The following is a 16,111-nucleotide window of genomic DNA, read 5'->3' on the forward strand; positions in this document are numbered from 1 at the left end:
AAATGCCTTGAATCGCAACGTTTTTGTGGAGGATCCAAGCGCATCCCCGGTGATCCCCGGATCGCCCCCATCCATCCCCATCATTTACTGGCGCGCGCCGAATCCGACAGCCGGTCCAGCAATCGCCCGAGAATCGCCTGCCGCGGCGCCACACCTTGCGAATCCTCGGGAATTTCCAGCAACGCAGCGTCCGCAAGCGCGATGACCCGGCCTTTCCCGGCAGTGCAATCCGCCAGCAGCCCGGCGGCCTCGAGCCGGCAATGGCCGACTCCATCCCCAGCGGTCCCCGAATCCGCGCCTTCCCCGGAATTCCCCGGAACACGGAAAAATCCCGGCAGGTTCACCGGCACATCCCCGTCAGGCAGGTGCACGGTATGCTCGCCCGCAGGCTGGGCCTCGTCGAACGCCAGTTCCAGTCCCCAGCGGCCAAGTATGGGCGAAAGCATCGCGATGTCCTGCGGGCGACGGGGATCGCCGGGGCCGAACGGGGAATGGACGGTGAGCATCGGGTCGGCCATCAGCAGCACGCGCCCGCCGCCCCGCACCCAGGCGTCCAGCGCCACGTTCTCCTGCGGGGTGAGCGGGCGCGGCTGCGCCAGCACCAGCACCGCGTCTGCGGGAAGCCGCAGCGGCGCCAGCGTATCGAGCGGGGTTAGCGGGCCGCGCCCGCGCAGTGCTTCAAGCGCCCAGTGCGGCGCGCTCTGGTCGGCCAGCAGACCGCTGATGTCGGCGCTTTCGTTCCAGGCGATCGGCAGGCTGGTGTAAAGCCCGATTGCCGCCGAGCCCCGCGGCAATGCCGCGTCGCCCTTGCCGCAACCGGCAAGCGCGAGGACGGCAAGCAGGATCAGGTCAAGGCGCAGCCGGCGCGCCCGGATCACTCGAAGCCTCCGGCGCCGGAGACGCAGCCGGGCTGGGTTCTGCAGCGGGAACCACGCCGATATCGGCCAGCGGATCACTGGCCGTCTTGGTGGGCTTGGCGTCCACCGCGACGACCTGCTGGATCGGGTCCTGCGTATCGACCAGCCGCAGCCGGTCGCGGATGATATTTGCGAGGCCCACGATCAACAACATCGCACAAAGACCGAATAGGCCAATCTGCAACCTGTGCACGCCCTGAGAACGCAGTTCGCGCGCAGAAGGCGGCACGAAGTGCGTAGGCACCTGCAAGGGTTCGAGGATGCTTTGCGTGTCGACCATAAAAGGCGGAATGTTTCCTGCCATAGACGGACCGTTTACATCACTTCGCCAGCCAGGGGAAGACCGGCAATCCCTTCGCTTCCAGCCATTCGGCATTGTAGAGCGAGGACAGGTAACGGAACCCCGTGTCGCACAGGATCGTCGCCACGCGTGCGCTCGGCTTGCCTTCGGCCACCAGCTTGCGGCCCAGCGCCACGGCGCCGGCCACGTTGATGCCCGATGACAGGCCCAGGCACAGCCCTTCCTCGCTCAGCAGGCGGCGGACCCATTCGAGGCCCTCCTCGTCGGAAATGCGGAACTGGGTGTCGACCGGCGCACCTTCGAGGTTGGCAGTGATGCGCCCCTGCCCGATGCCCTCGGCGACCGACGACCCTTCGGCCTTGAGTTCGCCGTGCGCGTAATAGTTGTAGAGCGCGGCGCCGTAAGGATCGCTGAGGGCGATGGTGACGTTGTCGTCGAAGGCCTTCAGGCCCATGCCGACTCCCGCAAGCGTACCGCCGGTGCCCGCAGCGCAAGTGAAGCCATCGACGCGGCCTTCCATCTGCGCCCAGATTTCCGGCGCGGTGCTTTCGATGTGGGCCTTGCGGTTGGCGATATTGTCGAACTGGTTGGCCCAGATCGCGCCCTCGGTGTCCTCGGCCAGACGGCGCGAGGTGTGGACGAAATGGCCGGGGTTGGAGAACGGCGCGGCGGGGACCAGAACCAGCTCGGCGCCCAGTGCCCGCAGGGTGTCCATCTTCTCGCGCGACTGCGTCTCGGGCATGACGATCACGGTCTTATAGCCCAGCGCATTGGCGACCAGCGCGAGGCCGATGCCGGTGTTGCCGGCCGTACCTTCGACGATGGTGCCGCCCGGCTGCAGCGTACCGCGTGCTTCGGCATCGCGCACGATCCACAGTGCTGCGCGATCCTTCACCGAGGCGCCGGGGTTGGCGAATTCGCACTTGCCCCAGATTTCACAGCCGGCAGCCTCGCTCGGCCCCTTGAGGAGGACGAGCGGGGTATTGCCGATGAGGTCGAGCGTGGAAGGCTGCGCCTGCGGCGCGACAGTCTTGGATGAGGTCATGGCGCGAGAGTTAGGAACCTCTTCGCCAAGGTGCAATTGATTTGCGCCTTGCCCAGCACAAATCAATGCACCCGCACCTCAGTCTTCCTGCGCGATCGTAACCTTGCAGCCTTCGAGGGCCGGGGTGATCGCCACCTGGCACGAGAGGCGCGAGTACTCGTTGCGGTGGTCGGAGCTGTCGAGCAGGTCGTTCTCGTCCTCGCTCATGGTGGGCAGCTTGTCCATGAATTCGGGGGCGATGTGGACGTGGCAGGTTGCGCACGAGCAGCAGCCACCGCACAGCGCCAGCAGTTCATCGAAACCGCCATCACGGATGACTTCCATCAGGGTACGGCCCTCGGGAGCCTCGATGTTGGATTCTTCACCCGACTGATTGACGACGATGATCTGCGGCATGGTTCTCGATTCCCCTTTGATACATCCTGTATCGCAAATGCTGTTGTATGCGCACTTCCCGCAGGCTGCTAAAGGCTGCAACCCTCTTTTGCAAGGTAGCCAAAACCATGGGTTTGACCGCTGACGAACTCCGTTCGGGGCTGGACGCCATCGCCCGAATCGAACCGTCGATAGCCCGCGCCCTCGAAGTGGCCGGTTATCCGGAACCGCGCATACGCCCGACCGGCTATGCCACCCTGCTTCGCACGATCGTGGGACAACAGGTGAGTGTGGCTGCCGCCGCCTCGGTGTGGACCCGGCTGGAAACATTGCTGGGGGAAGGCATCCGACCCGAAACCCTGCTCGCCGCCGAATTCGAGGCCCTGCGCGGCTGCGGCCTGTCGCGCCAGAAGCAGGGCTATGCCCGCTCGCTGTGCGAACTGGTCATCGCCGGCAGCCTCGACTTCGATGGCCTGCCCGCCGACGACGAGGAAGCCATAGCCCAGCTCGTGCGGATCAAGGGCATCGGCCGCTGGTCGGCAGAGGTTTACCTCCTCTTCGCGGAAGGCCGCCCCGACATCTGGCCAGCCGGCGACCTTGCCGTTCAGGCGGGCCTGCACAAGCTGCTGCGCCTGAATGAACGGCCGAGCGAAAAGCTGACCCGCGAACTGGCGGAAGGCTGGCGCCCGCACCGGGGCGCGGCGGCGATCTTCACCTGGCACTGCTATAACAACACGGCGCTTTGACGCGCGGCTTCACCCTCCCCGTCTGGGGGAGCAATTCAGGCAATCGTGTCGATGAACTTCGCCAGCGCCACGTCGCGAACGCTCAGTCCTTCGGCATCGTGCGTGGTCAGGGTGATCCGCACCTTGTTGTAGACGTTGAACCACTCGGGATGGTGATCGACCTTGTCGGCCTGGATCGCCACGCGGGTCATGAAGCCGAAAGCCTCGCCGAAATCGGCGAACTTCAGTTCGCGGGTGATCGCAAGGCCGTCTTCGCGCAGGGACCAGCCCGGCAGGCTTTCCAGCGCATCGCCGCGTTCGGCGTCGGTCAGGCGGGCAATAGGCATCGAGGTCTCCTTGGCAGGTGAGCGGGTTTCTCCTATCGCTCGGCCCCATGCAAGAGGCCGCCCTTTCCCCGACGTCCATCGCCGTGACCGATCTGGCGTGCCGCCGGGGCGACAGGGTGCTGTTTTCCCGGCTTTCCCTTAACCTGAAAGCAGGCGACGCCTTGCAGGTTGCCGGCCACAACGGCATCGGCAAATCAAGCCTGCTGCGCATCATCGCCGGCCTTGCTCCCGCCTTCGCCGGCTCGGTCAGCGTGGAAGGGACCGTCGGCCTGCTCGACGAACGCCCTGCCCTGGACCCCGCCCTGCCGCTTGGCCGTGCACTGGCGTTCTGGGGCGCGCTTGACGGACTGGAGGAGAGCAAGGCGACTGGCGATCTGGCCCGCCTCGGCCTCGTCTCCCTGCTGGATGTGCCGGTGCGCTATCTCTCCACTGGGCAGAAGAAGCGCGCCGCGCTCGCCCGGCTGCTCGGACAGAAAGCCAGGGTGTGGCTGCTCGACGAGCCGCTCAATGGGTTGGACGGGCACGCCGTGGAGCTGGCCGAGACGATCACCGCGCAGCACTGCGCCGCCGGAGGGATCGCCGTGATCGCCTCGCACCAGACTTTGCGGCTTCCGGCGATGCGCATCCTGCCGCTGTCCGACTTCGCCTTGCGGGAACGGGCCGCATGAACGGCCGGATCGCCGCCCTGCTGCGCCGCGATCTTGCCCGCCTCCTGCTGCGTGGGCGCGGCGGCGGAGCCATGCTGCCGGTGCTGTTCTTCCTGTCCGTGGCGATGCTCTATCCTTTCGCGGTCGGGCCGGACGCCCCGCTGCTGGCTCGCACCGGCGGCGGCGTGATCTGGGTCGCCGCCCTGCTCGCCGCGATCCTGCCGCTCGACCGGCTCGTCGAACCGGATATCGAACTCGGCATGTTCGACCAGTGGGCCCTGCGCGGCATTTCCGAGGAACTGGTGATCGCCGTGCGCGTGATCGCCCACTGGCTGAGCTTCGGCCCGCCGCTGATGCTGGCCACGCTTCCTGCCGCCGCGCTGCTGGGGCTGGACGCAAAGACCTTGCGCGTGGTCGAGATCGGGTTGCTTGCCGGCACACCCGGCCTCGCCGCCTTGGGCGTGACGGTCGCCGCGCTGACGGCGGGCCTGCGCGGCGGGGCTGCTCTGTCAGGCCTGCTGGTGATCCCGATGGCGGTGCCCGTGCTAATCTTCGGAGCCGGCAGCCTGGGCACCGGCGGGACAAGCGGCCTTGCCCTCACCGCCGCTGCCAGCCTCGTCCTCATTGCCATCGCACCCTTTGCGGGCGGAGCCGCCGTTCGCGCCGCGCGCGGATAGGCCCGTCAACATCGCTGCTGCGTTTGGCGGCCACGGCGCGCCCGCGCATAGTGCCCTTCTCGAACCGGACAAACCCGGTCGGCGCGGTTCGCGCAGGAGGATAATCACTACAATGACGCAGCCCACGACCGGCCGGTACGAATTCGACGCAGACGCACGCCTTGCCCAGACGGTAGCGCACGGCCCCCGCTATGCGCCCCTGACCCTTGCCGAGGTCAGCCCGGAAGGACAGGAACAGGTCGATGCGATTCGCGCCGCCTTCTCCATCCCCGAAAGCCGCCCCTTCCCCGACGTCAGCCTGATAACCCTTCGCCACCCGGGCATGTTCAAGGGCCAGATGGTGCTGGGTATCGAACTGGCCGCCAAAGGCACCATCCCCGCGCGCGACCGCGAACTGGCGGTCCTGCGCCTGGCCCTGCTTGCCCGCGCACCGTTCGAGTGGTGCGAGCATGTCGATATCGGCAAGGCCTTCGGCGTCACGCTTGAAGAAATCGAGCGAGTGATCGACGGCTCCGAAGCGCCGGGCTGGACGCCCCACGAATCGGCCGTGCTGCGCGGCGTTGAAGAATTGCTGGCAGACCATTGCATCGCTGACGCCACCTGGGATGTGCTGGCGCAGACTTACGACGAAAAGCAGATGCTGGAATATCCGATGCTGATCGGTTCGTACCTGATGACGGCACTTCAGCAGAACTCGCTCAAGATCCAGCCCAAAGGCGGCTTCGATTATCGCTGATTCGCGTCATCAATAAGAGAATGAGTCTGTGGATAAGTGCGGCAGAAGCTGTGCGTCCACCGGCATAACTACGCAGCGTCCCCCAATCGCCCAGCCTTAGGCCGGGCGCTTGGCCGCGACCGCTCACAGCAAGCCCGCGCCCACGCGATCCCGATTAACGCCGGGGCAGCGCATAGCTTGAGAAAAACCCCCGATTTCCGCCGTTCCGACGGCTCCTATGACCTTTGAAAAAAAGGCCGGGACGAGCAAGGCAAGGAGCCGCCCCGGCCAAAGGTCACAGGATGGGAAGAACGCCCCATGACAAGCGTTCCTCCGGGCTTGGTGCAGGCTTGACGAGAGGAGCAAGCCGCGCAACAGTAGCTAATGATAATCATTCGCAGATGCAAGCCCTAAGGAGTCACTGCATGTATCAATACGTCGACCGCCCGCTTGCCGCCCTCGACGAAGGCTGCCGGTTCCTCGTCTGGTCCATGCGCGCATGGGTCACCGCGATCGGCCAGAAGCGCTGCCCGGCCCAGCTTCTGGCGCCCGCATTCGCCCGCTGGCGCATGATCGGGGGGCTACAGCCATTTCACCGCGCGATGATGCTGCTCAACCGCGATGCGCTTGATACGCTGGCATTCTGCCCCCTGGGATGCAGCCATGTGTCCGAGCATGAGGCGGTGATTCTCGAACTCATCACCAGCCTGCGCGACCGCGGCCCCTGCGCGACTCGGGAAACGCTGGAATTGGTGGTGACAGAGGACAGCGTTGGCGACCTGCTGGAAACGCTTTCGCGAATCGGCGCGGCGCTGGCTATCGCAGGCATCTTTCCGGGTGAGCCGGTCCCCAACACCGGCACCAGTCCCAGCATCACCCCCGGCGCCGGCGCGAATCACACGCGCCCCCGCTGAGGCCAGCGCCTTTGCGTTCGTGTTGTGCGAGGCGCGCCGCAAGCTCCCGGCTTCGCTCCCCACGGACGGAAGGTATCGGAGGGTCAATCCAGCGGTGCGACGTCCACCGAGGCGAACATCGTCTGCCCCGCCGATCCCCGGAACGTGCCGTCCAGCGGCGCCACGTCGGAATAATCGCGGCCCATGCCCAGAAAGATATGATCGCTGTCGGCGAGGCAGTTGTTGGTCGGATCGAAGCCGATCCAGCCCAGTTCCTCGCCGCACCACAGGTTTACCCAGGCGTGCATGGCGTCGGCACCGACAAGGCGTTCCTTGCCCGGCGGCGGCAGGGTGCGCAGGTAGCCGCTGACATAGGCCGCCGGGATGCCATGCGCGCGCGCAGCAATGATCATGACGTGGCTGAAGTCCTGACACACCCCATGCCGCTTCACGAAAGCCTCCAGTGGCGGCGTGTCCGTCTCGGTGGCGTCGGCATCGTAAGTGAATTCTTCGTGGATCGCGGACATCAGCGCACGGCCCGCTGCCATCACCGGCATCGCCTCATCCAGGAAGGACGCCGCCCACTGCGCGATCCGTGCCTCGGGCTGGGCGATCGGCGAGGCGAAGATGTACGAAGCGGGCGCCAAGTCGGAAAGGTCGGGCTTCTTCATCGCCCGCTCGCGCAGTTCGGCCAGCCCCGGCCCCGCCGCGTCGCGCACGAAGAAGGGCAGCGCCTCGACCTCAACCGTGAAGCGGCTTTCGATGGTCAACTGCCTGGTCGGCTCCCGCAGGGCGAACCGCGCCTCGTTGACGTGGTAGCCGCCTGACCCCTCAATCACCTGCCCGGGCTGCGGATCGACTTCTAGGGTGTAGTCCGAAACGCTCTGTCCCGCCCAGTCTGCAGGGCGCAGCCGCAGGTTGAACTGCGCCATGCGCACGGCCTGCGCGTATTTGATCGTGGTGATATGATTAACACTGTAGCGCATCACAGGACCCGCGAACGCCTTTCCGCTTCTTCGGAATCGAGTTGCAGGAAATAGCGCGCCGAAATCGCATCCGACAGGCCCAGCAGTTGGTCCTCGATCGCTTCCAGCCGCTCGGGCGTCATTTCCGAGGCGGTCGCTGCCTGCAACTCGCCCAGCAGGGCCCGAGCGGCGCGCAGGGGCGCTTCGGGGATATTGTCATCCCGCAAGCTGGGCAGTGCGGCGAGATGGTCGACGATCTCGTCCACTTGGAACACCAGCGCGCGCGGATTGTCGGGGTCCAGCAGCACCAGATCGCGCACCGGGTTGGCGACCGGCCCGGTCAGGTAACGACTGCGATAGATGATCTGGCTGTCGCACAGGTCCAGCAGCAGGCCGAGCGCGGCAGCGGGGTCGCCGTCTCCGGTGTCGGCCGTCAACTGGCGCGCCATGCGGCAGATCGCCTGCGCGCGCTCAAGCCTCTGACCGATTTCGAGGAAATGCCATGCGGCGGAGCGCACCATGTTCTCGGAAATCAGACCGGCGAGCGCGCTGAAATGCTCGGTCAGCCAGCGCGTGTTGGTCAGCATGGATTGCGGCTGATCCACCTTGATCGACGGCATCGGGCGGCTGACGATCCGCCAGAAATCACGCGCAAGGCGTTCACGCAGCGCCATGCCTACCTGTTGGCGCCGCCGCATCAGCGACGCGACGCCGCTGGGCAGCCGCGTTTCGGTCAGCGCGCGGGCGCAGATCTTGGCGACCGACAGCTTCGCCGTCTCCGGGCCGATCGCACCCCAGTGCAGCAGCAGCGCGGTCAGGCGCGGCAGTACCCCGCCTTCCTCGCTGGGGCTGGAATCGTTCTCTGCCGGGCTGGCGAGGATGGCGCGCACAATGCGCACCATGGTCTCCGCGCGTTCGTTGTAGCGCCCGAACCAGAACAGGTTGTCCGCCGCCTGACTGGCGAGGATGCCGCCGCCGCGCGAGATCGGCGGCTCCCCCGCCACGCGGCTGCCGAGGTGGTGGCTGGTCGGCTTCTCGTCGACGATCCACAAGTCCGCCGACAGATCGCCCGCGCCCATCAACGACGTGGGCAGCGCCGAGTTCGACGACAGGCGCACGAAGCCCCCCGGCATCACGCTCCAACCGCCATCGGGGTCGCGTGCTACAAAGGCGCGCACGGTGAAGGGACGGGGAACGATCTCGCCGTCGATGATCGCCGGCGTGGTGGAAAGGCGGACGATCTCCTGCCCGCAATAGTCCATCGGGCGACGCCACAGCGCGTCGATGATCGACGCGCGCTTGGCGTCGCTCAGCCCGGCCCCGGCGACGGGATCGCGGCTTTCCAGCCCCTCGATCGGTTGGCCGAACGCGGGGAGCAGCGCCAGTTCGTCCAGCCGCGCGGCGACGGTGGAGCTTTCCACCGCCTGCCCGCACCACCATGTCGCGACATTGGGCAGGATCGGCGCCTCGCCCAGCAGGACACGGCACAGGCGCGGCATGAACGCAGCGAACGCAGCCGATTCGAGCACTTCGACGCCCGGCCAGTTGACCATCTCCACCCCGCCGCCGGCCCAGGCGTCAAACAGGTTGGCGACGCCAAGCTGCGATTTCGCATCGAACGAAAGCGGATCGAGCGCGGTAGTGTCGATCCAGCGCCAGAGCGCATCGACGCGCTTCGGCCCCGCGATCGTGCCCACGTACAGCCGGTCGTCCAACACGGTAAGGTCCCGCCCTTCGACCAGCGGCAGGCCGAGGTAGCGGGCAAGATGCGCCTGCTCGGCATAAGTCTGGTTGAAGCGGCCGGGGGTGAGCAGCGCGATGCGCGGGTTTTCGCGGCGGCAGGCGGCGGCCATGCCGCCCTGCATCTGCGAGAAGAAGTCGGACAAGCGGCGAGCATGGGCGTCCGCCAGGAGATTGCCCACCGCGCGCGACATCGCAAGGCGGTTTTCCAGCGCATAGCCCACGCCGCCAGCCACGCGCACGCGGTCCTGCAGCACCCGCCACTGTCCGCCCGGACCCCGTGCAAGGTCGGCGGCGTAGACGTGGATGAAGCGCCCGCCCGGCGGACTGCGGCCGATCATCTTGCGCGCGAAAAACGGGCTTCCGGCAACCACGGCGGCGGGCAGGTGGCCGTCTTTCACCAGCTTCTGCGGGCCGTAGATGTCGGCGGCAAGCGTCTCCATCAATTCGGCGCGCTGGACGAGGCCGCGTTCGACCTCGGCCCATTCGTCAGCGCCGACGATCAGGGGAATCGCGTTAAGCGGCCAGGATCGCTCGTCCTCGGCCCCGGTGAGGCGGAAGGCGAGGCCAAGGTCAGCGGCGTGACGAGCGGTGGCGTCCTGAAGCGCGGAAGGATCGCCATCGGTCAGTGCAGCGAGGCCGGACGCGACCTTGCGCCAGCATTCCGCCACGACCGGCGAAGCATCGCCATACAAGTCGCCGCCCGATCCTTTCGCGGCATAATCGTCGAGCCAGCCGGGTGGAAGGGCGACTTCGGGCTTGGTTTCGGCTGTCATGGCCATTGCCGTGGAAACCGCACGAACGCTTCTGCGCCGAACGCCCGGCTTCTCTTCATTCTGTCACCCTGAACTTGTTTCAAAGCCCATTGCGCGGCCGGCCTCGCGCCTTGAGGCCGTAAACCGCCAGTCCGATTGGCAAACCAAGTCGGAAGGATATGCTGCCCGATAGAGCCTGAAACAAGTCCGGGCTGACGGGCGTAAGAAACGTCCGATTGTCCTTCCCCTGACGAAGAAGGCCCAGAACAACAGCAAACGGAAAACGCAGGCACCATCCCCTACATTAGCCGGGCAGGTCGCCTCAGGTCGAGAGTGTAGGGAAATTCGCTCGCCGATTCCTCGAACGGACGTGGCAGCGGGCCGGGCGAATGGCCGTGTTCCTGGAAGCGCGCCTTGCGCCGCGCCTCCGCTTCGTAGCCGTTGACGGGCATCGTATCGTAGTTGCGCCCGCCGGGATGGGCGACATGATAGACACACCCGCCCAGCGAGCGCCCGTTCCACAAGTCGTAGATGTCGAAAGTCAGCGGCGGATGCGCGGGCACCATCGGATGCAGGCATTCCGCCGGGAACCACGCCTTGTAGCGCACGCCGCCAACGCCTTGCGAGCCATTGGCGCCCGTCCCCACCGCCGTCAGCGGAACCTGTCGGCCATTGCAGGTGATGACATGGCGGCCGGGAACAAGGCCGGTGGCCTTTACCTGCAAACGCTCTGTCGAACTGTCGACATAGCGCACGGTGCCGCCGATCGCGCCGGTTTCGCCCAGCACGTTCCACGGCTCCAGCGCGTGGCTGATTTCCAGCGATACGCCGCCGCCCTCGACTTCGCCGTGGATCGGGAAGCGGAACATGCGCTGCGCCTCGAACCACTTCGGGTCGAAGTCGTAACCCGCCATCCGCAAATCATCGAGGACGCCCAGGAAGTCGGCCCAGACGAATTCGCCCAGCATGAAACGGTCGTGAAGCTGCGTGCCCCAGCGGACCAGCGGCCCTTCGACCGGCTCGCGCCAGAACCATGCCGCCAGCGCCCGGATCAGCAATTGCTGCGCGCAGGACATGCGCGGCTCAGGCGGCATTTCGAAGCCCCTGAACTCCACAAGGCCGAGGCGGCCTGTGGGTCCGTCCGGGCTGAACATCTTGTCGATGCAGATTTCGGTGCGGTGGGTATTGCCGGTCACATCGACGAGCAGGTTTCGGAACAAACGGTCGACCACCCAGGGCGCGGGCTGCGCTTCGCTCGGCCCGGGCACCTGCGCCAGCGCGATTTCCAGCTCGTAAAGCGAATCGTGGCGTGCCTCGTCGATACGCGGCGCCTGGCTGGTCGGGCCGATGAACAGGCCGGAGAACAGGTAGCTCAGCGAAGGATGCCGCTGCCAGTACGTGATAAAGCTTTTCAGCATGTCCGGGCGGCGGATGAACGGGCTGTCGAGCAGGGTCGGCCCGCCCAGCACGATGTGATTGCCGCCGCCGGTGCCGATCGAGCGGCCGTCGACCATGAACTTGTCTGCGGTGAGGCCGATTTCGCGCGCACAGTCGTAGAGCGTTTCGGTAATCTCCACCGTCTCGCGCCACGAAGCGCTGGGGTGGATGTTGACTTCGATGACGCCGGGATCGGGCGTGATCTTGAGGACCATGAGGCGCGGGTCCGGCGGCGGGCCGTAGCCCTCGATCCGCACCGGCAGCTTCATTTCCTCGGCCACGACCTCGATCGAGGCGACTAGTTCGAGGTAATCCTCCAGCGCCTCGGTCGGCGGGATGAACACGGCGAGGTAATCGCCGCGCGGCTCCACCGTGACGGCGGTGCGCACCGCGCCCTTGATGATGTCCGCCTCTACCGGGGCTTCCGCGAAAGACTTCGGCTCAGGCACGGCGCGGAAACGCTGCGGGCCGCCGTCATTGGTCTGGTTGGCGTTAGCCTGCTCAGTGACCTGCACGCGGAAATCGGCGAGCGGCTCACGCTCCTCTGCCGTGTCGCGGGGGTGGATATAGGGGAAATCCTTCGGCGCCACGTAAGGCAGCGACCCCAGCGGCAGGCGGTAACCGATGGCGCTATCGCCCGGCACCGCCGTCAGCAGGCCCTTGCGCACGCGCCAATGCTCGGAGCGCCAGCGCGGGATCGACTGGTCCTTGCTGTTCCAGCGCTGCACCGGCAGCACGAAGCCCACCGGCTTGTCCAGCCCGCGCCGGTACGTGCGGCGGAAACGGCGCGCCAGTTCCTCATCCTCGATACTGGGGTCGAGCGGGGTGACGTTCACCGCCAGTTCGTCCTCGCGCAGCATCCACACGCCCCGGTCTTCGAAGACCGGCTGGACGAAGTCCGCGTCGAGGCCCAGCCCTTCGGCGGCAGCGGCCAGCAGGTTCGCGGCGGAAAGGATGTCGATGGTGGGCAGCGGATCGGGATCGCCGCCCTTTTCCAGCGGCTTTTCGCCGGCGATCAGGCTATCGTCCTGCCAGATCGGCACACCGTCCTTGCGCCAGTAGATGGAGTACCCCCAGCGCGGCAGGGTTTCTCCGGGATACCATTTACCCTGCCCGTGATGGAGCAGAGAACCGGGCGCGAACTTGGTGCGCAGCAGGCGGATCAGCTTGTCGGCATAAGCGGCCTTGGTGGGGCCGACGGCGCCGCTGTTCCACTCGTCCGCCTCGAAATCGGTGGCGGCGATGAAGGTGGGCTCGCCGCCCATCGTCAGGTTGACGCCGCCTGCGTTCAGGTCCTCGTCCACCTTGTCGCCCAGTGCGAGCAGGGCTTCCCAGCGGTCGTCGGTGAAGGGCTTGGTGATGCGCACGGCCTCGGCGATGCGGCTGACGTCCATCGCGAAATCGAAGTCGACTTCGGCCGGCTCGGCCATGCCCTCGATCGGGGTGGCGGAGCGGTAGTGCGGCGTCGCGCAAAGCGGAATGTGGCCCTCGCCCGCGAACATGCCTGACGTCGCATCGAGGCCGATCCAGCCCGCGCCGGGCACATAGGCCTCCGCCCAGGCGTGAAGGTCGGTGACGTCCTGCAGCACGCCGACCGGCCCTTCCTTGGGCAGCACATCGGCAACAAGCTGGATCGAATAGCCCGAGACGAAGCGTGCGGCGAAGCCCAGGCGGCGCAGCAACTGCACCAGCAGCCAAGCCGAATCGCGGCACGATCCGATGCCGACGTCCAGCGTCTCCTCAGGCTCCATCACGCCCGATTCCATGCGGATCACATAACCGATGCGCTGCTGGAGCTTGCTGTTGATGTCGACCAGGAAGTCTACCGTGCGGCCTTCGTAATCGGCGTGAGCGGCGACCAGCGCCTCGAACAGCGGCCCCTGCTCCTCGACCTCGAAATAGGCCGAAAGATCCGTATTCATATCTGGCGAATAGGCGAAGGGGTATTCCTCCGCTTCGGGTTCCACGAAGAAATCGAAAGGGTTGATGACAGCCAGTTCGGCCAGCAGGTCCACCTCGATCGAGAAGTGATCGACCGGATCGGGGAACACCACCCGCGCCAGCCAGTTGCCGTGCGGGTCCTGCTGCCAGTTCAGGAAATGCTCGGGCGGGCTGATCGTCAGCGAGTAGTTGGGAACCTCCGTCCGGCTGTGCGGCGCCGGGCGAAGCCGGATAACCTGAGGGCCGAGACGAATGCGCCGCGAATAGCGGTAGCGGGTGAGGTGGTGCAAAGCGGCCTTGATCATCGAGGGGGAGTGTGCGCGAAACGATGCTGCACCGCAACGATGTTCACTTGGCACCTCGAACGAATTCGGCAACACTTCGTCGTGACGGGAAAGATTGCCGCAGTTGTGTCATCGTGGCATGCAAAAGGGCCTCGGGTGAACAAGATGGATATGCTGGAAGTTAGCGACGAAACCGAAGCAGCCCGCGAAAACGGAGAAACTGCGGACCTGGGTACGCAGCCCGCGCGGTACTTCAATCGCGAACTGAGCTGGCTCGCCTTCAACGAGCGGGTTCTGGCCGAAGCCTCCAATCCCGATTACCCGCTGCTGGAAAGGCTGCGGTTCCTGTCGATCTCCGGCAGCAACATCGACGAATTCCTGATGGTGCGCGTTGCAGGCCTCGCCGGGCAGGTGCGCCGCCAGATCGAGGAAATCTCGATCGACGGACTGACGCCGCAGCAGGCGCTGGCCGTCACTCACGAGAAAGTGCTGGAACTGGAGCAGGTCCAGCAGAACTCATGGGAAGCGCTGAAAGTCCAGTTGGCCGAGGCCGGAGTCGCCGTCATCGGCGAGAACGACAAGCTCGACCGTGAGCGTGAGCGCTGGCTGCGCGACTATTTCATCGAACACGTCATGCCGGTGATCACCCCGCAGGCGATCGACCCGGCGCACCCCTTCCCCTTCGTCGCCAACCAGGGCATCGGCGTGCTGTTTTCGCTCACCCGCGTGGCGGACGACGCGCCGGTGATGGAGATGGTGTTGATCCCCGCGCCGCTGCCGCGCTTCGTGCGCATTCCCGGCGAAAAGGCGGCGTGGATCTCGATCGAGGACATCATCTGCCGCAACACGGCCGAACTTTTCCCCGGCTTCGCCCTCAACGGGCACGGGGTTTTCCGCATCCTGCGCGACAGCGACATTGAAATCGAGGAGGATGCCGAGGATCTGGTGCGCTATTACCGCACCGCGATCCAGCGCCGCCGCCGCGGCCTCGTCATCGTGCTGCAATTGCAGGGCAATTTCGACCCGGCGGCCGAAGAACTCCTGCGCCGGCAGTTGGGCCTCGACAAGGCCCTCATCATGAAGACCGAGGGCATCATCGGCTTCTCCGGCCTCTCCGTGATCTGCGACGAGGACCGCCCCGAACTCAAGTTCGAGCCGTATTCCCCGCGTTATCCCGAACGCATTCTCGAGCATGACGGCGACATCTTCGCCGCCATCCGCGAGAAGGACATCGTCATCCAGCACCCCTACGAGAGTTTCGAGGTGGTGATCGATTATCTGCGCCAGGCCGCGCGCGATCCGGACGTGGTGGCGATCAAGCAGACGCTTTACCGCGCGGGCAAGCAGTCGGCGATCATCTCCGCGCTGATCTACGCCGCCGAGCAGGGCAAGTCCGTCACCGCCGTAGTCGAACTGAAAGCCCGCTTCGACGAGGAACAGAACCTGCTCTGGGCCAGCCAGCTGGAACGCGCAGGCGTGCAGGTGATCTACGGCTTCGTGGACTGGAAAACCCACGCCAAGGTCTCGATGGTGGTCCGCCGTGAAGGTGAGAGCTATCGCACGTATTGCCACTTCGGCACCGGCAACTATCACCCCTTCACCGCGCGTATCTATACCGACATCTCGTACTTCACCGCCGATCCGGCGGCAGGGCGCGACGTCGGGCGGCTGTTCAACTTCATCACTGGCTACGTCGAACCCAAGGGCACGGAAAGCCTGTCGATCTCGCCGATCTCGCTGCGCTCGACCCTGAACGAGTGCATCGACGCGGAAATCGCCAACGCCGAGGCAGGCAAGCCCGCCGCGATCTGGGCCAAGCTCAACTCGCTGACCGACCCGGCCATCATCGACCGTCTCTACGCCGCCAGCCGTGCGGGCGTGGACATCGATCTGGTGATACGCGGCATCTGCTGCCTGCGCCCCGGCATTCCCGGCCTGTCCGAGAATATCATGGTCAAGTCGATCATCGGCCGGTTCCTGGAACACGCGCGCATATGGGCTTTCGCCAACGGTGCGCACCTGCCCAACCGCCGCGCCAAGCTGTTCATCACCTCGGCCGATGGCATGAGCCGCAACCTTGACCGCCGCGTGGAAGTGCTGCTGCCGATCCGCAACAAGACGGTGCACGACCAGATTCTCGACCAGGTGATGCTCGCCAACCTGATCGACACCGAACAAAGCTGGATCTGCGCGCCGGACGGAACCTACCAGCGCATTGGCGAGGTGGGAAATCCCTTCAACCTGCACCGCTACTTCATGACCAATCCGTCGCTTTCCGGGCGCGGTGCGGCACTGGACAGTGGACGAAAAGTGCCCAAGCTCTCGCTAAGACGCGGCACTATCTGAC

14 protein-coding genes are annotated in these 16,111 nt (G+C 65.8%); 6 read left to right on the plus strand and 8 right to left on the minus strand.

The genetic code is table 11. The features are described 5' to 3' along the window. Positions 1-80 precede the first annotated feature (80 nt). The 4 genes from TQ38_RS13910 to TQ38_RS13925 all read right to left on the minus strand — a co-directional run bounded on the left by TQ38_RS13910 (position 81) and on the right by TQ38_RS13925 (position 2,659). Positions 81-878 carry a DUF4350 domain-containing protein gene (locus tag TQ38_RS13910; RefSeq protein ID WP_240197896.1) on the minus strand — a complete coding sequence of 266 codons (798 nt, stop codon included), beginning with the start codon at positions 876-878 and terminating at the stop codon, positions 81-83. After that, positions 850-1,197 carry a hypothetical protein gene (locus TQ38_RS13915; protein ID WP_043971214.1) on the minus strand — a complete coding sequence of 116 codons (348 nt, stop codon included), beginning with the start codon at positions 1,195-1,197 and terminating at the stop codon, positions 850-852. Before TQ38_RS13915 ends, TQ38_RS13910 begins: the two co-directional genes overlap by 29 nt. Positions 1,198-1,237: 40 nt before the next feature. Beyond that, on the minus strand, positions 1,238-2,263 hold the full coding sequence (locus tag TQ38_RS13920; RefSeq protein ID WP_043971216.1) for a cysteine synthase A: 1,026 nt from the start codon (positions 2,261-2,263) through the stop codon (positions 1,238-1,240). A 78-nt stretch (positions 2,264-2,341) separates the two neighbouring features. Continuing rightward, positions 2,342-2,659 carry a 2Fe-2S iron-sulfur cluster-binding protein gene (locus TQ38_RS13925; RefSeq protein ID WP_043971217.1) on the minus strand — a complete coding sequence of 106 codons (318 nt, stop codon included), beginning with the start codon at positions 2,657-2,659 and terminating at the stop codon, positions 2,342-2,344. A 107-nt stretch (positions 2,660-2,766) separates the two neighbouring features. Here TQ38_RS13925 and TQ38_RS13930 point away from each other — a divergent pair, with 107 nt between their 5' ends. Then, on the plus strand, positions 2,767-3,384 hold the full coding sequence (locus tag TQ38_RS13930; protein ID WP_043971770.1) for a DNA-3-methyladenine glycosylase: 618 nt from the start codon (positions 2,767-2,769) through the stop codon (positions 3,382-3,384). Between the two features lie 35 nt (positions 3,385-3,419). Here the strand turns inward: TQ38_RS13930 and TQ38_RS13935 are convergent, their stop codons facing one another. After that, entirely contained in the window at positions 3,420-3,710 is a 291-nt protein-coding gene (locus TQ38_RS13935) for a 4a-hydroxytetrahydrobiopterin dehydratase (RefSeq protein ID WP_043971219.1), read from the minus strand. A gap of 47 nt (positions 3,711-3,757) precedes the next feature. Between TQ38_RS13935 and ccmA the strand changes: the two genes are divergently transcribed. The 4 genes from ccmA (at position 3,758) to TQ38_RS13955 (ending at position 6,663) form a co-directional block, all read left to right on the plus strand. Beyond that, positions 3,758-4,378, plus strand: coding sequence for a heme ABC exporter ATP-binding protein CcmA (gene ccmA / locus TQ38_RS13940; protein ID WP_043971220.1), 621 nt, complete (start codon positions 3,758-3,760; stop codon positions 4,376-4,378). Continuing rightward, complete coding sequence (locus TQ38_RS13945) at positions 4,375-5,034, plus strand: heme exporter protein CcmB (protein WP_043971221.1); 660 nt, start codon at positions 4,375-4,377, stop codon at positions 5,032-5,034. The genes ccmA and TQ38_RS13945 overlap by 4 nt, the downstream gene beginning before the upstream one ends. Before the next feature lie 112 nt (positions 5,035-5,146). Continuing rightward, a complete protein-coding gene (locus TQ38_RS13950) occupies positions 5,147-5,770 on the plus strand; it encodes a carboxymuconolactone decarboxylase family protein (RefSeq protein ID WP_043971222.1) in 624 nt (207 codons plus the stop codon). A 404-nt stretch (positions 5,771-6,174) separates the two neighbouring features. Continuing rightward, entirely contained in the window at positions 6,175-6,663 is a 489-nt protein-coding gene (locus tag TQ38_RS13955; RefSeq protein ID WP_043971223.1) for a hypothetical protein, read from the plus strand. An 83-nt stretch (positions 6,664-6,746) separates the two neighbouring features. Here the strand turns inward: TQ38_RS13955 and TQ38_RS13960 are convergent, their stop codons facing one another. The 3 genes from TQ38_RS13960 to TQ38_RS13970 form a co-directional block, all read right to left on the minus strand. Continuing rightward, on the minus strand, positions 6,747-7,628 hold the full coding sequence (locus tag TQ38_RS13960) for a transglutaminase family protein (protein ID WP_043971224.1): 882 nt from the start codon (positions 7,626-7,628) through the stop codon (positions 6,747-6,749). Further along, a complete protein-coding gene (locus tag TQ38_RS13965; RefSeq protein WP_370059775.1) occupies positions 7,628-10,129 on the minus strand; it encodes a circularly permuted type 2 ATP-grasp protein in 2,502 nt (833 codons plus the stop codon). Before TQ38_RS13965 ends, TQ38_RS13960 begins: the two co-directional genes overlap by 1 nt. A 272-nt stretch (positions 10,130-10,401) precedes the next feature. Beyond that, positions 10,402-13,785: a DUF2126 domain-containing protein gene (locus TQ38_RS13970; protein WP_043971226.1), complete on the minus strand. Its 3,384-nt coding sequence runs from the start codon at positions 13,783-13,785 to the stop codon at positions 10,402-10,404. A 144-nt stretch (positions 13,786-13,929) separates the two neighbouring features. Between TQ38_RS13970 and TQ38_RS13975 the strand changes: the two genes are divergently transcribed. Next, complete coding sequence (locus tag TQ38_RS13975) at positions 13,930-16,110, plus strand: RNA degradosome polyphosphate kinase (protein ID WP_205316115.1); 2,181 nt, start codon at positions 13,930-13,932, stop codon at positions 16,108-16,110. Position 16,111: the final 1 nt, after the last annotated feature.

Source organism: Novosphingobium sp. P6W, assembly GCF_000876675.2.
In the GTDB taxonomy this organism is placed as follows: Bacteria; Pseudomonadota; Alphaproteobacteria; order Sphingomonadales; family Sphingomonadaceae; genus Novosphingobium.

Coding starts and splice junctions, on each gene's coding strand:
- TQ38_RS13935 (WP_043971219.1), bottom strand. CDS start 3,710: ATGCCTATTGCCCGCCTGACCGACGCCGAACGCGGCGATGCGCTGGAA.
- TQ38_RS13970 (WP_043971226.1), bottom strand. CDS start 13,785: ATGATCAAGGCCGCTTTGCACCACCTCACCCGCTACCGCTATTCGCGG.
- TQ38_RS13950 (WP_043971222.1), top strand. CDS start 5,147: ATGACGCAGCCCACGACCGGCCGGTACGAATTCGACGCAGACGCACGC.
- TQ38_RS13975 (WP_205316115.1), top strand. CDS start 13,930: ATGGATATGCTGGAAGTTAGCGACGAAACCGAAGCAGCCCGCGAAAAC.
- TQ38_RS13925 (WP_043971217.1), bottom strand. CDS start 2,659: ATGCCGCAGATCATCGTCGTCAATCAGTCGGGTGAAGAATCCAACATC.
- TQ38_RS13945 (WP_043971221.1), top strand. CDS start 4,375: ATGAACGGCCGGATCGCCGCCCTGCTGCGCCGCGATCTTGCCCGCCTC.
- TQ38_RS13965 (WP_370059775.1), bottom strand. CDS start 10,129: ATGGCCATGACAGCCGAAACCAAGCCCGAAGTCGCCCTTCCACCCGGC.
- TQ38_RS13920 (WP_043971216.1), bottom strand. CDS start 2,263: ATGACCTCATCCAAGACTGTCGCGCCGCAGGCGCAGCCTTCCACGCTC.
- TQ38_RS13955 (WP_043971223.1), top strand. CDS start 6,175: ATGTATCAATACGTCGACCGCCCGCTTGCCGCCCTCGACGAAGGCTGC.
- TQ38_RS13960 (WP_043971224.1), bottom strand. CDS start 7,628: ATGCGCTACAGTGTTAATCATATCACCACGATCAAATACGCGCAGGCC.
- TQ38_RS13915 (WP_043971214.1), bottom strand. CDS start 1,197: ATGGTCGACACGCAAAGCATCCTCGAACCCTTGCAGGTGCCTACGCAC.
- ccmA (WP_043971220.1), top strand. CDS start 3,758: ATGCAAGAGGCCGCCCTTTCCCCGACGTCCATCGCCGTGACCGATCTG.
- TQ38_RS13930 (WP_043971770.1), top strand. CDS start 2,767: ATGGGTTTGACCGCTGACGAACTCCGTTCGGGGCTGGACGCCATCGCC.